Genomic DNA, 12,392 nt, shown 5'->3' with positions numbered 1-12,392 from the left:
AACCTAGATCATTTTTTGGTTCGAGTTTTCGGGAGATTTTCCTGGTTTGGAAAGGAACGGAAGATGATTGGAGACAACTCATGGCCCCGAACCGGACGGTCACGTGGTTTTGCTAAGAACTTTGCTGCTTGAAGGCTGAGCAACATATTTTAGCAGTAGATCGATCCCATGTCGGATCGGCAAAGCCTCATTCGTCCTTAGGCAGCCTATTAACAAGGAGGACTACGACCATGCCAAATACCGTACGCTTGCATCGCGTCCTGGCAAGCAGTCCAGAGAAAATCTATCGCGCGTTTCTCGAAGCGGACGCGCTCGCCAAGTGGCTCCCGCCGAACGGATTTGTCTGTACTGTGCATCACTTGGAGCCGATTGTTGGCGGCACGTTCAAAATGTCCTTCCGAAACTTTACGACGGGCAAAAGTCACGCCTTTGGCGGCGAATATGTCGAGCTGGTTCCAAGCGAACGCCTGCGCTACACCGACAAATTCGATGACCCCAGCTTGCCTGGCGAAATGGCGGTCGATGTCACGTTGACAAAGGTTTCGGTTGGGACCGAGGTGAATATAACTCAGGCAGGTGTGCCGGATGTCATTCCGCTCGAGGCTTGTTATCTCGGCTGGCAGGAATCGCTAAGGAACCTGGCAAAGCTCGTCGAGCCTGATATCAACGAATAGCGCGACAGGATCGAGTAAAGCTGTTGGGATCGGATCGCGTTCCTGCGATCCGATCCCAAGCGGTTTTCTGCCGGTGCCGGCAAAAGTGGATATTGCAGCCGGGGCCTGTTTCTGCCCGCCAGCTCGTGGACTATTCCCGATCCTATTTTTTGTCATTCGGGCGAGCTCCAACTTACCAATTGCCAAAACCAGTTCTCACCGCAGGGGCCTGCGGCAATCTCGGCGCGTTGGCGGTTCGGCGCTCGCTTTGGCTGCGATACGGGGCCTTACGTGGAAGGTATGCGCGGGTCCTCCACAAGGTAGAACTCGGCGACCGGCGTAACGTCGGTGACGAAGAAGCCGAACGCCGATCGGTCAAGCGGATCGACGTGGCCGCTGTCGAAGAGCAGCCGATCAAAGGGCTCGAACTGGCTTTCAAAGTGTTCGAACCGGTTGGACGAAATGAAGTCCGGATTGGGCTGGATTTGACCAAATGACAGGCCGTCATAGAAGTTGCTCGGTTTGCCGAGGATCTCTTGAAGTTCGAAATCGAACCCGATCCAGGCCAATCCGCTCTTGTTCAGCGTGACGATGCGCAGGTGGAAAGCAGTCTGAAGCTCAGATGGTTGTGCGGCCCTGATCACCAGGGTGACGGGGGAGGCCGTATCCAGTTCCTCGTCGATTTCGATCGGATCGGCCGTTGTACCTGAGCCCTTTACCGACAAGATGCGGAAGCCGCCAAGTTCATCGGAGAAGGAGTAATCCCCAGCATACCAACGACCGTCGTCAGCCGGTCCGGCACTGATGAATGCCAGTGACAGAAGTGCGGCCAGAATTCCCGAATGACGCGTCATCGAGTTCTTCATACGCCAGAGTATCGCCTCCGTACGGCGAATTTCAACACTATGATGGCTGTGGATGCTAGATAAAATGGACGTTTCTGGTGCGCTCGGAGTTGCCTAGATTGACAGTTTGAAATCGTAGCGCACCGGCAGTATGGAGTGGCGATGGAAATGATATTCTACAAAGACTACATGGTCGACCTGAAAAAGCAGATCGACGATCTGCGCGAGAATCCCGACGAGTTTCAGGTCTATGATCTTCAGATGGAAATCCTGGTCAAGAAGGCCCAGATCAGTTATGCGCTCTCCAGGCACAAAGGTCAAAATGACAGCCTGTTTTATATGAACGATACGGCCAGCGGCAAGCGCAGCCAGCTCAAGGAGGACGTTGCCTTTGGCATGTTCCAGCATTTCTTCGCTCTCGGCCAATTCCTGGCAGTGGCCGGCGAAGCGACCGACCTTAGCGAAGGCGAGTTCACAAATCTGCTAACAGTCGGGTGGACATATCCCGTTTGTGCCGTCGGGTTTTCCTTTCGCAAGAAAGGCAAGCCGACGGCACAGTCGATGAAGATGTTGTTCATCGGCCTCAACAACGACGAAGATGCAGCAAGCTACGCACAGAGATTGAACCAACCTGGATTCATCATCAGTCGCCGACCCTTTGCGACCCGCCAACTCTGGGAATGGAAATGATGATCGAACCCGCTCCAGGGCGTCAGCCGGCGGCGACTATTCGGAGCGGTGCGCTGTTGGCGAAGGGCGCAGGAGCAGCACTTGTAACACTCGGCGAACGTGGGGTTCTCTTTCACGCCGCTGCCCAATCGGTGCATTTGCCCGCGATTGCGGCAGGCCCGGTGATCGACACGACCGGGGCAGGCGATGCCTTTGTCGGCGGGTTCTCGTCTGCGCTTTCGCGCGGAATCGCACCCGTTTTGGCCGCGCGCTTTGGATGCGCCACTGCCGGAATTTCGGTGACGCGACGGGGCACGGCACCATCCATGCCGTCGCTGGCAGAGATCGAAGCGCTGCTCAACGGATAAATATACGGCGCTTTATTTCGTAATCGGGAACTATCCGGGCCGCGGTTGCGCACGTTACTGCCGATTAGGCCCTTCCCTTGCGCTAGGTACGGCCAGGCGCCTGAACTCGCCGGTGCTTCAGCGTTAACTCCGGGCCGAGGCGGGAGAGTGCGGTCGCAGCAGCCTCGGCGGCGTGAGTTGCCGGTTCGACGAGGCGACCAAAATTACCTGCCTCGAAACGACGGACGGCGTCCGGCCAAGCCGAGATGGTGATCAGATGGCGAGCAAGCTCGGCTGCATCGAGCATGGTGACATTGACGCCCTCGCCACCGAAGGGCGATATGACGTGCGCGCCATCGCCGACCAACGCTATGCCCACCCGCGCCTGATCGGCTAAGTGATTTTAAAAGTCATCATACAAGCTGCCATTCTTTTTGATTGCCGTGCGACCGGAAGCATGGCTTCGACCGACAAGTTGATGTACGAGTTCGTAACGCATCAACGCGCCCGTGCCGCTCGAAGGAGACACCGAATTGGCTGTACAGCAAAAGCCGCAATGGGAGGCAAAACCGGGAACGCTGGTGGGTCGCCTCAGCGCCAGCCTGCGCCAGGCAATTGCGGCCGGTGAGTTTCCGCCCGGAAGCAAATTGCCAAGTGAATTGCGTCTGGCGGAAATTCACGGGGTCAGCCGCACGGTCATTCGAGAGGCGATCTCGGGTCTGAGGGCAGATCGCCTGGTTGAAGCTCGCCAAGGTGCGGGGGTCTTCATTCTCAATCCGCAGCCGTGGCCATCGATACCGTCCTTCGGAAAACTCGATCCCGCGCAGGTGTCCTCGGTGATCGAGCTTCTGGAGCTCAGAGCCGCCGTGGAGACTGAAGCTGCGGGCCTTGCAGCACTGCGCAGATCGCCGGCTCAGGAGGAGATGATCTTCGAGAGACATCATGCGGTTCGCAAATGCCTCGATGCAGGGATGCCGACGAGTGGGGCCGACTTCGCCCTGCATCTTTCCATTGCCGAGGCTACGAACAACCTCCGCTTCAGGGAATTTCTGTCCGCGCTAGGACCGAGTGTCATACCGCGCGCGGCCATGGGCGGCGGTGAGTTTGACGTGGATCAATCGGCCTACATTGTGCTTATCGACGAAGAGCATCGGCAGATCGTCGCAGCGATATCGATGGGTGATGAAGAGGGAGCCCGCGCGGCAATGCGAAGGCATCTGAGAGGAAGCCAGGAACGTTACCGCATGCTGCTGCGAGAGCAACGAAACATGTATGATGTCATTGACAGAAGTTAGGCCGACATATACGACAACTCTGCTGGAGGAGAGCGGGGAGTCCTGATGACGGCGCTAGGAATTGAGGCCAATCTGGTACGTGCTCTTTCTGGAGAGCCACCACGCACGGCACTTCCCGAGGACGCGGTCGATACCCAGGCGCACATGTATCTTCCTGGATTTCCGTCCTTGCCCCCCGGGCCGGATCTGCCGGCGGGTAGCCTGCCGACGCCTGATCAATATCGCCGGGTGATGAACTGGCTCGGCATTGGACGCGTGGTTGTTACCCAGGGCAATTCGCATCAACGCGACAACGGGAATCTTCTCGCCTGCCTGGGGGAAATGGGCGGGATCGCCCGTGGCGTGGGAGTGATCAGTGCGCAAACCTCCGAGGCGGAACTCGACGCGCTTGCGCAAGCCGGCGTCGTCGGCGCAAGGATCATGGATCTGCCCGGCGGTGCTGTCGGCCTCGATGCGCTTGAAGCCGTGGACGCGCTGGCAGTCGAGAGGGATTGGATGCTGGCCATACAATTCGACGGCGGCGATATTCTCGCGCACGAACAGCGGCTTGCGCGGCTCAAATCCCGCTGGGTGCTCGATCATCACGGCAAGTTCTTCTCAGGCAACAATCCGGAAAGCCGTCAAGTTGGTGCTTTGAAGCGCCTTATCGACAAGGGCCGATGCTGGTTCAAGTTCGCGGGCTGCTATGAATCGTCGAGGACCGGCGCACCATCCTACGAGGATGTTGCTGCGATGGCGCGAGCGATAGCAGGCCATGCGCCAGAGCGGATCGTCTGGGGAACCAACTGGCCGCATAACCTTGCCAGAGTACAAGCCCAATACCCAAACGATGCTGCGTTGACGGACACTGTCATGGGATGGTTTCCCGACATCAATGCCCGCAACCTGGCGCTCGTCGACAATCCCGAGACACTTTACGGATTTCCGTCGAAGAGGCGCGCGCCCGACTGAGGTCTTGCCGGTGCGAGGAGGTTTCGGCGCGACAAAACGACATGAAGTTGCCTTGTAAATTGGGAGAGAGAAATAATGAAATATCGCATCAATATCATCACGGCTGCATTGGTAGCCTTAGCAGCACTTGGTCCGCTTTCTTCAGTGCAAGCCCGGCAGTTCCGCTCGGCGGACGTCCAGCCACCGGACTATCCGACAGTCAAGGCTGTGCAATATTTGAGCGACGAGCTTGGCAAGGCGACCGATGGCAAATATACGATCAAGGTCTTTCCAAACTCTCAGCTCGGCAGCGAAAAAGACACCATTGAGCAGGTCAAGCTTGGTGCACTCGATTTTATTCGCGTCAATGCCGGTGTGCTGAACACCATCTGCCCGGCCATGATGGTTCCGGTATTGCCCTTCATGTTTCATGACAAGGCGCAAATGCGCGCGGTTCTCGACGGACCGATCGGCGACAAGATCCTTTCGGATTGCGACGCGCATGGCCTCGTTGGGCTGGCCTTCTACGATTCCGGCTCCCGCTCCTTCTACACCACAAAGCCGGTGCGGAAGATGGAAGACCTGAAGGGCATGAAAATTCGCGTCCAGCAATCGGACGTCTGGGTGGCCATGATGAAGGCGCTCGGCGCCAATGCCACCCCAATGCCGACCAGCGAGGTTTATACCGGTCTGAAGACCGGCCTGATCGACGGTGCGGAGAACAACTGGCCGAGCTACTATAATTTTCATCATTATGAACTGACCAAGTACTACACGCTGACCGAGCACTCCATGTCGCCCGATGTCCTTCTCATGTCCAAGACTGTCTACGACGGATTCACGCCTGAAGAGCAGGTGCTGGTGCGTAAACTCGCCAAGCAGTCGGTCACCTATATGCGTCAGCTCTGGGACGCGATGGAGACCACATCGCAGGACAAGATAAAGCAAGCCGGCGTCGAAGTGATTACGATCGACAAAGCGCCCTTCGAAACGGCGATGAAGCCGATCTACGATCAGTTCGTCAGTGATCCGGCGCTGAAGGACATGATTACCCAGATCAAGACAATGAAATAACGGAACCGCACAGCGACTGACGCAGGCGCCCGGCGTCTCTTCGATGACCCACCGCCGGCGGCTGAAATGGTCGCCGGAGAGTGCGCGAGTTCCGCTTACCCTTCCAGCGACGGAGACAGACCATGGCTGCGCAGTTGAACGCACCACAGGACAATCGCGAGGATGTCCGGACCACAATCAATACCAGCGGCTTGCTCGGGGCCTACTTTGCGTTCCATGCCTGGCTTTCGCGGATATGCCTCAAAATAGCGGTCGTCGGCACGATCCTGATCGTCGTGGCCGTGCTTTACCAAATCTTCGGGCGCTACGTGTTGAACGATTCGCCGGCCTGGACGGAGATATTCGCCCTCGTCGTCATCCTCTATGTCACCTGTCTTGCGGCTGCGGTCGGTGTGCGGGACGGGCGCCACATCGGCATGGATTCCCTGCTGAACTTGGCACCTTACCCGTTTCGTCTTGCGGCCGAGGTTATCGTTTATCTCGGTATGGTCGTCTTCGGGCTGTCGATGGCATGGAGCGGCGTCGTCCTGGGTGTCGCGATGGCCCCCTACGTCAACCCCGGCCTGACGATATCGCAGGCCTGGAGTTACGTGCCGCTGGCGGTGGGCGGGGTGCTGATCGCCCTCTTTGCGATCGAGCGGATCGTGGCGGCCATTTTGAAAATCAAGGTAATACCTTCATGGCATTGATTATACTCTGCATAACGTTCGCGGTCGGGTTGCTTCTCGGCATGCCGGTAGTCTTTGCCATCGGCCTTTCGTCAATCGCCACGGTTCTCTATGAAGGATTGCCGCTTGCCGTCGTCTTTCAGCGTATGGCCTCAGGCATGGGTACGTTCTCGTTCCTGACGATACCGTTTTTCATCTTTACCGGCGAATTGATGATGTATGGCGGCATTGCCGACCGGCTCATCCGTTGCTCGAAGGCGATGGTTGGGCATGTCCGCGGCGGCCTCGGAATGACCAATGTCGTCGCTTGCACGATGTTCGGTGGCGTTTCAGGTTCGCCGGTCGCCGACGTTTCCGCGATGGGTTCGGCGCTTATCCCCCTAATGAAAAAGGAAGGGATCGATGCGGACTACGCCGTCAACGTCACGACTTACTCTTCGCTCGTCGGCGCCCTGATGCCGACAAGCCACAATATGATCATCTATTCGTTGGCCGCCGGAGGCGTCGTATCGATGAATGCCCTGATCATGGCAGGTGCTATTCCTGCCATGATACTCACCGTCGCCAACCTGCTGACCGCCTATTTTGTTGCTCGCTCCCGCGGCTATAGCAAAGGTGTGTTTCCAGGATGGAGCGAAGTTTGGCGGAGCCTTGCCGCAGCGGTTCCCGGCCTCTTCATCATCGTCATCATCGTTGGAGGTATCCTGTCGGGCGTCTTCACAGCAGCTGAGGCCGGCGCTGTTGCCGTGCTCTACGCGCTGTTTCTGACAGTTCTGGTCTATCGAAGCCTGTCATTCGAAAGTTTCCTGAAAGCCGTGGCGAAAGCCACGAAAACCACCGGCGTGGTGCTGTTGCTTATCGGGATATCGACCATGTTCGGCTATCTGATGAGCATATACGGCGTTGCCGACATGGCGGGCGACGCGCTCAGCCATGTCAGCACCCAGCCCTGGGTGATCTTCATACTAGTCAACCTGGCACTCTTCATATTCGGCATTTTCCTGGACATGGCAGCGCACATCCTGGTCTGCACGCCCATTTTCTTGCCGATCGTCACCCACTACGGCATGGACCCTGTTCAGTTCGGGATCATTGTCCTGCTCAATTCCACGATCGGGTTGAATACCCCGCCTGTCGGCGCCGTCTTCTATCTGGGCTGTGCCATTGGCGAGGTGCCTGTGAGCAAGGTTGTGCGGTCGATATGGCCGTTCATGCTTGCACTTTGGATCACGCTCATGATCGTGACGCTGGTACCGGAAACCTCCATGTTCATCCAGGATCTCTTTCGATAGGAAGACCGACCTCGCCTGGACGATCATTGCCTGCCGCTCGGCCAGTTGCGATAAAACCGAGCCAGGAGAACGATGACAGGCTTGTTCGGATTGCGTTCAGGTAGGGTGCCGCATTATTTGTTCATGGCGTCACCTGACTGAAGGAGCAAAAGATGTTTGGACGTTTCGCACGAATTTCTGTCATCGCGTTGGCCGGCCTGGCTGCGACACAATTCATACCCTCATCTGCAATGGCACAATACAACAACGACGAGGGTTATGGGCAGCCACGATGGAGCCACAGGCAAGACCAGAACTGGGATCGCCCACGGGACTGGGACCAAGGGGGCTGCAGTCGGCGCGACCTCGTCGATGCCGCGCGCGCCGAAGGCTTCCGACGCATCGATTCTATTCAGATGAACGGACGACGCATTGTCGTGCGCGGTTGGAATGACGGCGGCCCCGACCGCATGTCCTTTGCCAACAGACGCGGTTGCCCGGTTATCGACTAGCGCACAGGTCACCCTCCATCGCGATGCCTCCGGCTGCGTGCCACCTCGCGCGCAGCCGGGCCGATCTGCTTGAAAACGATGAGCTCTCGGGTAAATTGGGAGAAATTCGTTCCGGGCATTCAGTAGGAGTTTTCAATGCGCTACATTTACGTCGCCTCAGCCATGCTCGCCTTTTTGGTGCTGACGTCCTGTGCCAACACCGTGGCTGGCATGGCTAAAGATGCGCATGCCACAGGCGATGCAATGAACTCCAGCACAAAGCGCGTCCTGAAGGCATCTTCCAACTAGCATTGCTTACTCGCCGCTTCGGATCGGACGGCACCCAGTTCAACGCTATACCGCAGGAAGACCTCCGCCTTTGCCAGGATACCGCAAGGCGGGCTCGCGCGCGCCTGCAGGGGCGACCGACAACAAATCATGTATTTGCCTATCGAGATGGCCGGGGAGAATTAATTCGGTTTCCTCCCAGAAATGGGACGAGATCCTCACAGTGTCGGTCGATCGAGTTGAAAGCCAGAACGTCACTGCCCTGCGGCGGACACGATGATGCGTGCCCGCATATTCGGATGAAAGCGACAATAGTAGTTCAACGCGCCAGCGCTCTTCAAAACGAGCGATGCCGACTTGTGTGGTTGAATGACCACGTCGAAGACACCATCTGCCGTCGCGGTGTGCGCCATTGCATCCTTGTTGATCCATTCGATAGTGTCGCCAGCCGCGGCGTTGATCTCGGCAGGCTGGAAGCTCAGCTTCTCAATGGTGACCTGAAGGGTTGCGGCCTGGGAAGGCGGAGCGGCCAGAATCAAGGCCACTCCTCCCAGCGCCAAAACGCACCGCGTTGATCGCATTGGCTTTATCTCACTTCAGCATCGTGGCGACGTGTTCCGCATGCTGCTCATGGCCCTGGAAGAGCTTGAGCCCCGTTTGCAGAAGATCCTTGAGCTCGGCGTTCTGCGCTGAAGGGATCAAAAGCGTTTCCAGGGCGCCATTGACCTGCTTGTGGTATGCGACCTCGTTTTCGACATAGGCTTTGTCAAACGCCGCACCCTGGAGTTTTGCCAGGTGCTGACGTTCTTCGGTCGCTGCCTTCGTCAAGGCGCGGCTGGTGTCGTTGTCCTCAGGCGTCACCTTGAGTTTCTTGACGAGAGCAAGGGCTTCCTTGTTGACGGCTTCATGATCGCGGATCATGTCTTTGGCAAATGCCATCACGTCGCCATTCTTGGATATCTTGATTGCCTGCTTGGCCGCCTCGATATCGATAACGCCGGCGGTGTAGGCGATGTGCGCAATCTGGGGGTCAGTCGGGGCAGGGCCGGCCGCATAGGCGGCCGGGCTCAATAGGCAGATGGCGGCGAATGCCGCAGTCAATCGCGTGAACATTTTGGGCTCCTCTATCCGGCGTCGATACGACGCCGGCGCTGTTGTTGATGCCCATTGGATGCCGGCTGGAAGCAAACGTTCCCGATTATTATTCCAGGCTGAGCCGCTTCATGACATTGGCAGTCAATCGCTCACATCGCTTTCCGGCGAACGGGAAGGCGTCAAGGCAAAGGGGGCCGATCTGCTTGTCGATCTGCTTTCGCAGCAGATGTCTTGCCCGATGCAATCTGGACCGGACGGTTTCCGCCTTTATCTCAAGGAGAACTGCCGTTTCCTCGACACTCATGCCCTCGATCACCCTTGCCACGAAGACGAGACGATAGACGTCAGGCAGTTCATCTGCCGCTTGCTCTACCATGCGCAGTATCTGGCGTTGCGCCATGGTCTTCTCCGGGTCGTCAATGGCTATTCCGTTTGGAAACTGCAATATGTCCGCCTGCGGCCCACTCGGCGGCAGGTGGATTTCCGGCCTTCGAGATGCCTTGCGCAGGCGATCCAATGCTTCGTTCAGGACGATCCGGTATAGCCAGGTCGCAATGGAGGAGTTGCCTTCAAAGCTTTGCAAATGCTGGAACGCCCGAGCATAGGCCTCCTGTACGACATCTTCCGCGACGCTGTCATTCCGCACGACGCTTCGAGCGATGCGAAAAAGGCGTTGATTATGGGTCCGCATGATCGTTCGAAACGCATCAGGATCACGTCGAAGTGCGCGCTGGATGAGATCGAGGTCCACATCACGGCCAGACGACCGCTCCGTTTCGCCTGCGTGCTGAGCAAATATCTTCATCTCCACCTCCAGTCGGCGATTGGACGTCGCCGACGCAAAAACGTTCCGAAAAAGAGCACTTCCCTATCTGGTCCCGGCCGAACCGCTACCGAACGACAAAGAGACCCCGTCGAAAAGCGGGGTTCTCCCTTCTACCACGACCGGTCGGAATTAAGCCCGAGGTGTGCATCGATTGTGATGAAGAAGCGACCGCGCGCGCCATTTCCCTTGCACGTAGACCAGCCGGCCCTCGGTCGCATTCCAGGGCGAACCATGAAGAGTATCGCAAGGTGTCAGCATAGCGCAGCGCAGCGAAAGGTGCGACCGATATGATCGGTTCAAAGCGTCCCTGACCTGGAATCAAAGCCATATGCCTTTGCCGCATGTCGAGTGCACACAGCCTAGCCGCCTGATATCAGGGTAGACCAAGACGCTGTTTGGGCGAATGGTGGGTTGAGGTGGCATCCTGCAAAGGCTATCAGGTGCCAACCGCAACTGGCCCTCCGCGAAAAACAAGGCGCATCCGGCATGATCCCAGATTTCCTCGTCACCCATTCCGGTGGCTTCCATGCCGACGAATTGTTGTCCAGCGTCATCCTGACCCGGCTTTTCCCGCAGGCTCGTGTCATCCGCAGCAGAGCGCCGGAATGGATCACACCGGGCGTCGACCGCGTTATCTACGATGTGGGCGGCATATATGACGCCGCCGCGCAGATCTTCGATCATCACCAGCGCGGCGCGCCACTGCGGGACGATGGTCAACCGTTGAGTTCGTTCGGATTGATCTGGAAGCACTACGGCCGTGACTATCTTTCCGCCTATGGCCTTCCCGAAGCACATATCGAGATGGTGCACGCCTCTTTCGATGCCGGTTTTGTGCTGCCGGTCGATCTGTTGGACAACGGTGCGATCAGTCCTTCCGTCGCAGGGCCGCTGGCTGGGCTCACACTCCCGGCGCTCTTGGAAACCTTGAAGCCTGTTTTCGACGAGACGGCTCCCGAGGCTGAGGATCGCGCGTTCTATGCAGCGCTCGCCATTGCCCGTAGTTTCGTCGAGGCGAGGATAGGCCAAAGTGCTGCGAAATTGCGGGCCGAGGCGCTTGTGAAAAGGGCAATTGCGGATACCGGGCAAGGTCGCATTCTGGAACTGCCAATGGGGATGCCCTTCTATCCTGCCATCGCGAAAGCGGGTGCCGATCATCTGCTGTTTGTCGTTCACCCGCGCGAAAAGGATTGGTGCCTGACCGGCATCCGCTGCCGGGACGAAGGGTTTGAGCTGCGGGCCGATCTGCCTGCGGCCTGGGCTGGTCTGACCAATGGTGATCTGGAGGCGGCTTGCGGTATAGATGGCGCGAGCTTTTGCCACAATGGCCGCTTCATCGCTGCTGCAAGGACCCGCGAGGCAGCTCTTGCCATGGCAGAGCTGGCGGTAAGGGAGGCTATGTCCATCGGCCTGAAATCAACAGCCGATACTGGCTTCGTCTCAAGCTGAGCCATCACTCTTTGCCATTTGTATTTGTACTGCGCTCAGCTGAGTTCTTGGGCAAGTCCGATGAGAAGTCCTTCAGGCCCGCGGATGTAGCAGAGCCGATACGCGTCTTTATACTGCACTACTTCGCCTACGAGCTGTGCGCCGTGCCTGCGGAGTCTTTCCAGCGTCTCGTCGATGTCGTCCACGGCGAACATGACGCGGAGGTAGCCTAGGGCGTTGACCGGGGCGTTCCGGTGATCTGCGACGACAGGCGGCGTGAGGAAGCAGGAGAGCTCGAGCCGGCTGTGGCCGTCCGGTGTGCGCATCATGGCGATCTCGACACGCTGATCGCCCAGTCCAGTGACACGTCCGGCCCATTCTCCATCGATCGTGGCCCGCCCTTCGAGTTCGAGGCCGAGTTCGCCAAAGAAATCAATCGTCCCCGCGAGGTCTTCGACGACGATTCCGACGTTGTCCATCCGCTTGAGCGCCATGTTTCCAATCTCCAAAGG

Annotated in this window: 16 protein-coding genes and 1 pseudogene; 11 read left to right on the top strand and 6 right to left on the bottom strand. The window is 57.8% G+C overall.

Annotated elements, in window-relative coordinates; genetic code table 11:
• Positions 1 to 230: 230 nt before the first annotated feature.
• On the top strand, positions 231 to 674 hold the full coding sequence (locus tag AB4Z52_RS28985) for an SRPBCC family protein (protein ID WP_442221335.1): 444 nt from the start codon (positions 231 to 233) through the stop codon (positions 672 to 674).
• A gap of 266 nt (positions 675 to 940) precedes the next feature.
• On the opposite strand, the gene AB4Z52_RS28980 is transcribed toward AB4Z52_RS28985, so the two are convergent.
• Positions 941 to 1,507 (bottom strand): hypothetical protein, encoded by a 567-nt coding sequence (locus tag AB4Z52_RS28980; protein ID WP_442221334.1) that lies wholly within the window; start codon positions 1,505 to 1,507, stop codon positions 941 to 943.
• A 153-nt stretch (positions 1,508 to 1,660) separates the two neighbouring features.
• Between AB4Z52_RS28980 and AB4Z52_RS28975 the strand changes: the two genes are divergently transcribed.
• Together AB4Z52_RS28975 and AB4Z52_RS28970 are read left to right on the top strand one after the other, a co-directional pair.
• Complete coding sequence (locus tag AB4Z52_RS28975) at positions 1,661 to 2,188, top strand: hypothetical protein (RefSeq protein ID WP_442221333.1); 528 nt, start codon at positions 1,661 to 1,663, stop codon at positions 2,186 to 2,188.
• Between the two features lie 50 nt (positions 2,189 to 2,238).
• Positions 2,239 to 2,535 (top strand): annotated as a pseudogene (locus tag AB4Z52_RS28970) (PfkB family carbohydrate kinase); the annotation flags it as partial.
• A gap of 82 nt (positions 2,536 to 2,617) precedes the next feature.
• Here AB4Z52_RS28970 and AB4Z52_RS28965 read toward each other — a convergent pair.
• Positions 2,618 to 2,893 carry an FAD-dependent oxidoreductase gene (locus tag AB4Z52_RS28965; RefSeq protein ID WP_442221332.1) on the bottom strand — a complete coding sequence of 92 codons (276 nt, stop codon included), beginning with the start codon at positions 2,891 to 2,893 and terminating at the stop codon, positions 2,618 to 2,620.
• Between the two features lie 154 nt (positions 2,894 to 3,047).
• Here AB4Z52_RS28965 and AB4Z52_RS28960 point away from each other — a divergent pair, with 154 nt between their 5' ends.
• The 7 genes from AB4Z52_RS28960 to AB4Z52_RS28930 all read left to right on the top strand — a co-directional run bounded on the left by AB4Z52_RS28960 (position 3,048) and on the right by AB4Z52_RS28930 (position 8,552).
• A complete protein-coding gene (locus AB4Z52_RS28960; protein WP_442221331.1) occupies positions 3,048 to 3,809 on the top strand; it encodes a FadR/GntR family transcriptional regulator in 762 nt (253 codons plus the stop codon).
• A gap of 45 nt (positions 3,810 to 3,854) precedes the next feature.
• Positions 3,855 to 4,760: an amidohydrolase family protein gene (locus tag AB4Z52_RS28955; RefSeq protein WP_442221330.1), complete on the top strand. Its 906-nt coding sequence runs from the start codon at positions 3,855 to 3,857 to the stop codon at positions 4,758 to 4,760.
• A 75-nt stretch (positions 4,761 to 4,835) separates the two neighbouring features.
• On the top strand, positions 4,836 to 5,813 hold the full coding sequence (locus tag AB4Z52_RS28950) for a TRAP transporter substrate-binding protein (protein ID WP_442221329.1): 978 nt from the start codon (positions 4,836 to 4,838) through the stop codon (positions 5,811 to 5,813).
• Positions 5,814 to 5,935: 122 nt separating this feature from the next.
• Positions 5,936 to 6,502 (top strand): TRAP transporter small permease, encoded by a 567-nt coding sequence (locus AB4Z52_RS28945; protein ID WP_442221328.1) that lies wholly within the window; start codon positions 5,936 to 5,938, stop codon positions 6,500 to 6,502.
• Positions 6,493 to 7,773, top strand: a complete 1,281-nt coding sequence (locus AB4Z52_RS28940) for a TRAP transporter large permease (protein WP_442221327.1) — start codon at positions 6,493 to 6,495, stop codon at positions 7,771 to 7,773. Before AB4Z52_RS28945 ends, AB4Z52_RS28940 begins: the two co-directional genes overlap by 10 nt.
• 152 nt (positions 7,774 to 7,925) lie before the next feature.
• Positions 7,926 to 8,264 carry a hypothetical protein gene (locus AB4Z52_RS28935; protein WP_442221326.1) on the top strand — a complete coding sequence of 113 codons (339 nt, stop codon included), beginning with the start codon at positions 7,926 to 7,928 and terminating at the stop codon, positions 8,262 to 8,264.
• Positions 8,265 to 8,399: 135 nt separating this feature from the next.
• Complete coding sequence (locus tag AB4Z52_RS28930) at positions 8,400 to 8,552, top strand: entericidin (RefSeq protein WP_442221325.1); 153 nt, start codon at positions 8,400 to 8,402, stop codon at positions 8,550 to 8,552.
• A gap of 233 nt (positions 8,553 to 8,785) precedes the next feature.
• Here AB4Z52_RS28930 and AB4Z52_RS28925 read toward each other — a convergent pair whose 3' ends face one another.
• From AB4Z52_RS28925 to AB4Z52_RS28915, 3 genes are all read right to left on the bottom strand, one after another.
• The gene (locus AB4Z52_RS28925) at positions 8,786 to 9,076 is read right to left on the bottom strand and encodes a cupredoxin domain-containing protein (protein WP_442221324.1); all 291 of its coding nucleotides are present in this window, start codon (positions 9,074 to 9,076) and stop codon (positions 8,786 to 8,788) included.
• 46 nt (positions 9,077 to 9,122) lie between these two features.
• On the bottom strand, positions 9,123 to 9,644 hold the full coding sequence (locus AB4Z52_RS28920; RefSeq protein ID WP_442221323.1) for a DUF4142 domain-containing protein: 522 nt from the start codon (positions 9,642 to 9,644) through the stop codon (positions 9,123 to 9,125).
• A gap of 88 nt (positions 9,645 to 9,732) precedes the next feature.
• Positions 9,733 to 10,431, bottom strand: a complete 699-nt coding sequence (locus tag AB4Z52_RS28915) for an RNA polymerase sigma factor (RefSeq protein WP_442221322.1) — start codon at positions 10,429 to 10,431, stop codon at positions 9,733 to 9,735.
• A 507-nt stretch (positions 10,432 to 10,938) separates the two neighbouring features.
• Between AB4Z52_RS28915 and AB4Z52_RS28910 the strand changes: the two genes are divergently transcribed.
• Entirely contained in the window at positions 10,939 to 11,901 is a 963-nt protein-coding gene (locus tag AB4Z52_RS28910) for an MYG1 family protein (RefSeq protein WP_442221321.1), read from the top strand.
• Between the two features lie 35 nt (positions 11,902 to 11,936).
• Here AB4Z52_RS28910 and AB4Z52_RS28905 read toward each other — a convergent pair whose 3' ends face one another.
• Positions 11,937 to 12,374: a VOC family protein gene (locus AB4Z52_RS28905; RefSeq protein WP_442221320.1), complete on the bottom strand. Its 438-nt coding sequence runs from the start codon at positions 12,372 to 12,374 to the stop codon at positions 11,937 to 11,939.
• Between the last annotated feature and the right edge of the window lie 18 nt (positions 12,375 to 12,392).

The sequence above is a fragment of the Rhizobium sp. 2YAF20 genome, from assembly GCF_052114685.1.
Lineage (GTDB): Bacteria > Pseudomonadota > Alphaproteobacteria > Rhizobiales > Rhizobiaceae > Rhizobium.
The sequence above is the reverse complement of the archived record's forward strand: the minus strand, read 5'-3'. Positions and strand labels throughout refer to the sequence as shown.

Excerpts from the sequence above, each read along its gene's own strand:
- AB4Z52_RS28935 (WP_442221326.1), top strand. The coding sequence starts at position 7,926 with ATGTTTGGACGTTTCGCACGAATTTCTGTCATCGCGTTGGCCGGCCTG.
- AB4Z52_RS28975 (WP_442221333.1), top strand. The coding sequence starts at position 1,661 with ATGGAAATGATATTCTACAAAGACTACATGGTCGACCTGAAAAAGCAG.
- AB4Z52_RS28920 (WP_442221323.1), bottom strand. The coding sequence starts at position 9,644 with ATGTTCACGCGATTGACTGCGGCATTCGCCGCCATCTGCCTATTGAGC.
- AB4Z52_RS28945 (WP_442221328.1), top strand. The coding sequence starts at position 5,936 with ATGGCTGCGCAGTTGAACGCACCACAGGACAATCGCGAGGATGTCCGG.
- AB4Z52_RS28980 (WP_442221334.1), bottom strand. The coding sequence starts at position 1,507 with ATGACGCGTCATTCGGGAATTCTGGCCGCACTTCTGTCACTGGCATTC.
- AB4Z52_RS28940 (WP_442221327.1), top strand. The coding sequence starts at position 6,493 with ATGGCATTGATTATACTCTGCATAACGTTCGCGGTCGGGTTGCTTCTC.
- AB4Z52_RS28985 (WP_442221335.1), top strand. The coding sequence starts at position 231 with ATGCCAAATACCGTACGCTTGCATCGCGTCCTGGCAAGCAGTCCAGAG.
- AB4Z52_RS28955 (WP_442221330.1), top strand. The coding sequence starts at position 3,855 with ATGACGGCGCTAGGAATTGAGGCCAATCTGGTACGTGCTCTTTCTGGA.
- AB4Z52_RS28905 (WP_442221320.1), bottom strand. The coding sequence starts at position 12,374 with ATGGCGCTCAAGCGGATGGACAACGTCGGAATCGTCGTCGAAGACCTC.
- AB4Z52_RS28910 (WP_442221321.1), top strand. The coding sequence starts at position 10,939 with ATGATCCCAGATTTCCTCGTCACCCATTCCGGTGGCTTCCATGCCGAC.
- AB4Z52_RS28930 (WP_442221325.1), top strand. The coding sequence starts at position 8,400 with ATGCGCTACATTTACGTCGCCTCAGCCATGCTCGCCTTTTTGGTGCTG.
- AB4Z52_RS28915 (WP_442221322.1), bottom strand. The coding sequence starts at position 10,431 with ATGAAGATATTTGCTCAGCACGCAGGCGAAACGGAGCGGTCGTCTGGC.
- AB4Z52_RS28950 (WP_442221329.1), top strand. The coding sequence starts at position 4,836 with ATGAAATATCGCATCAATATCATCACGGCTGCATTGGTAGCCTTAGCA.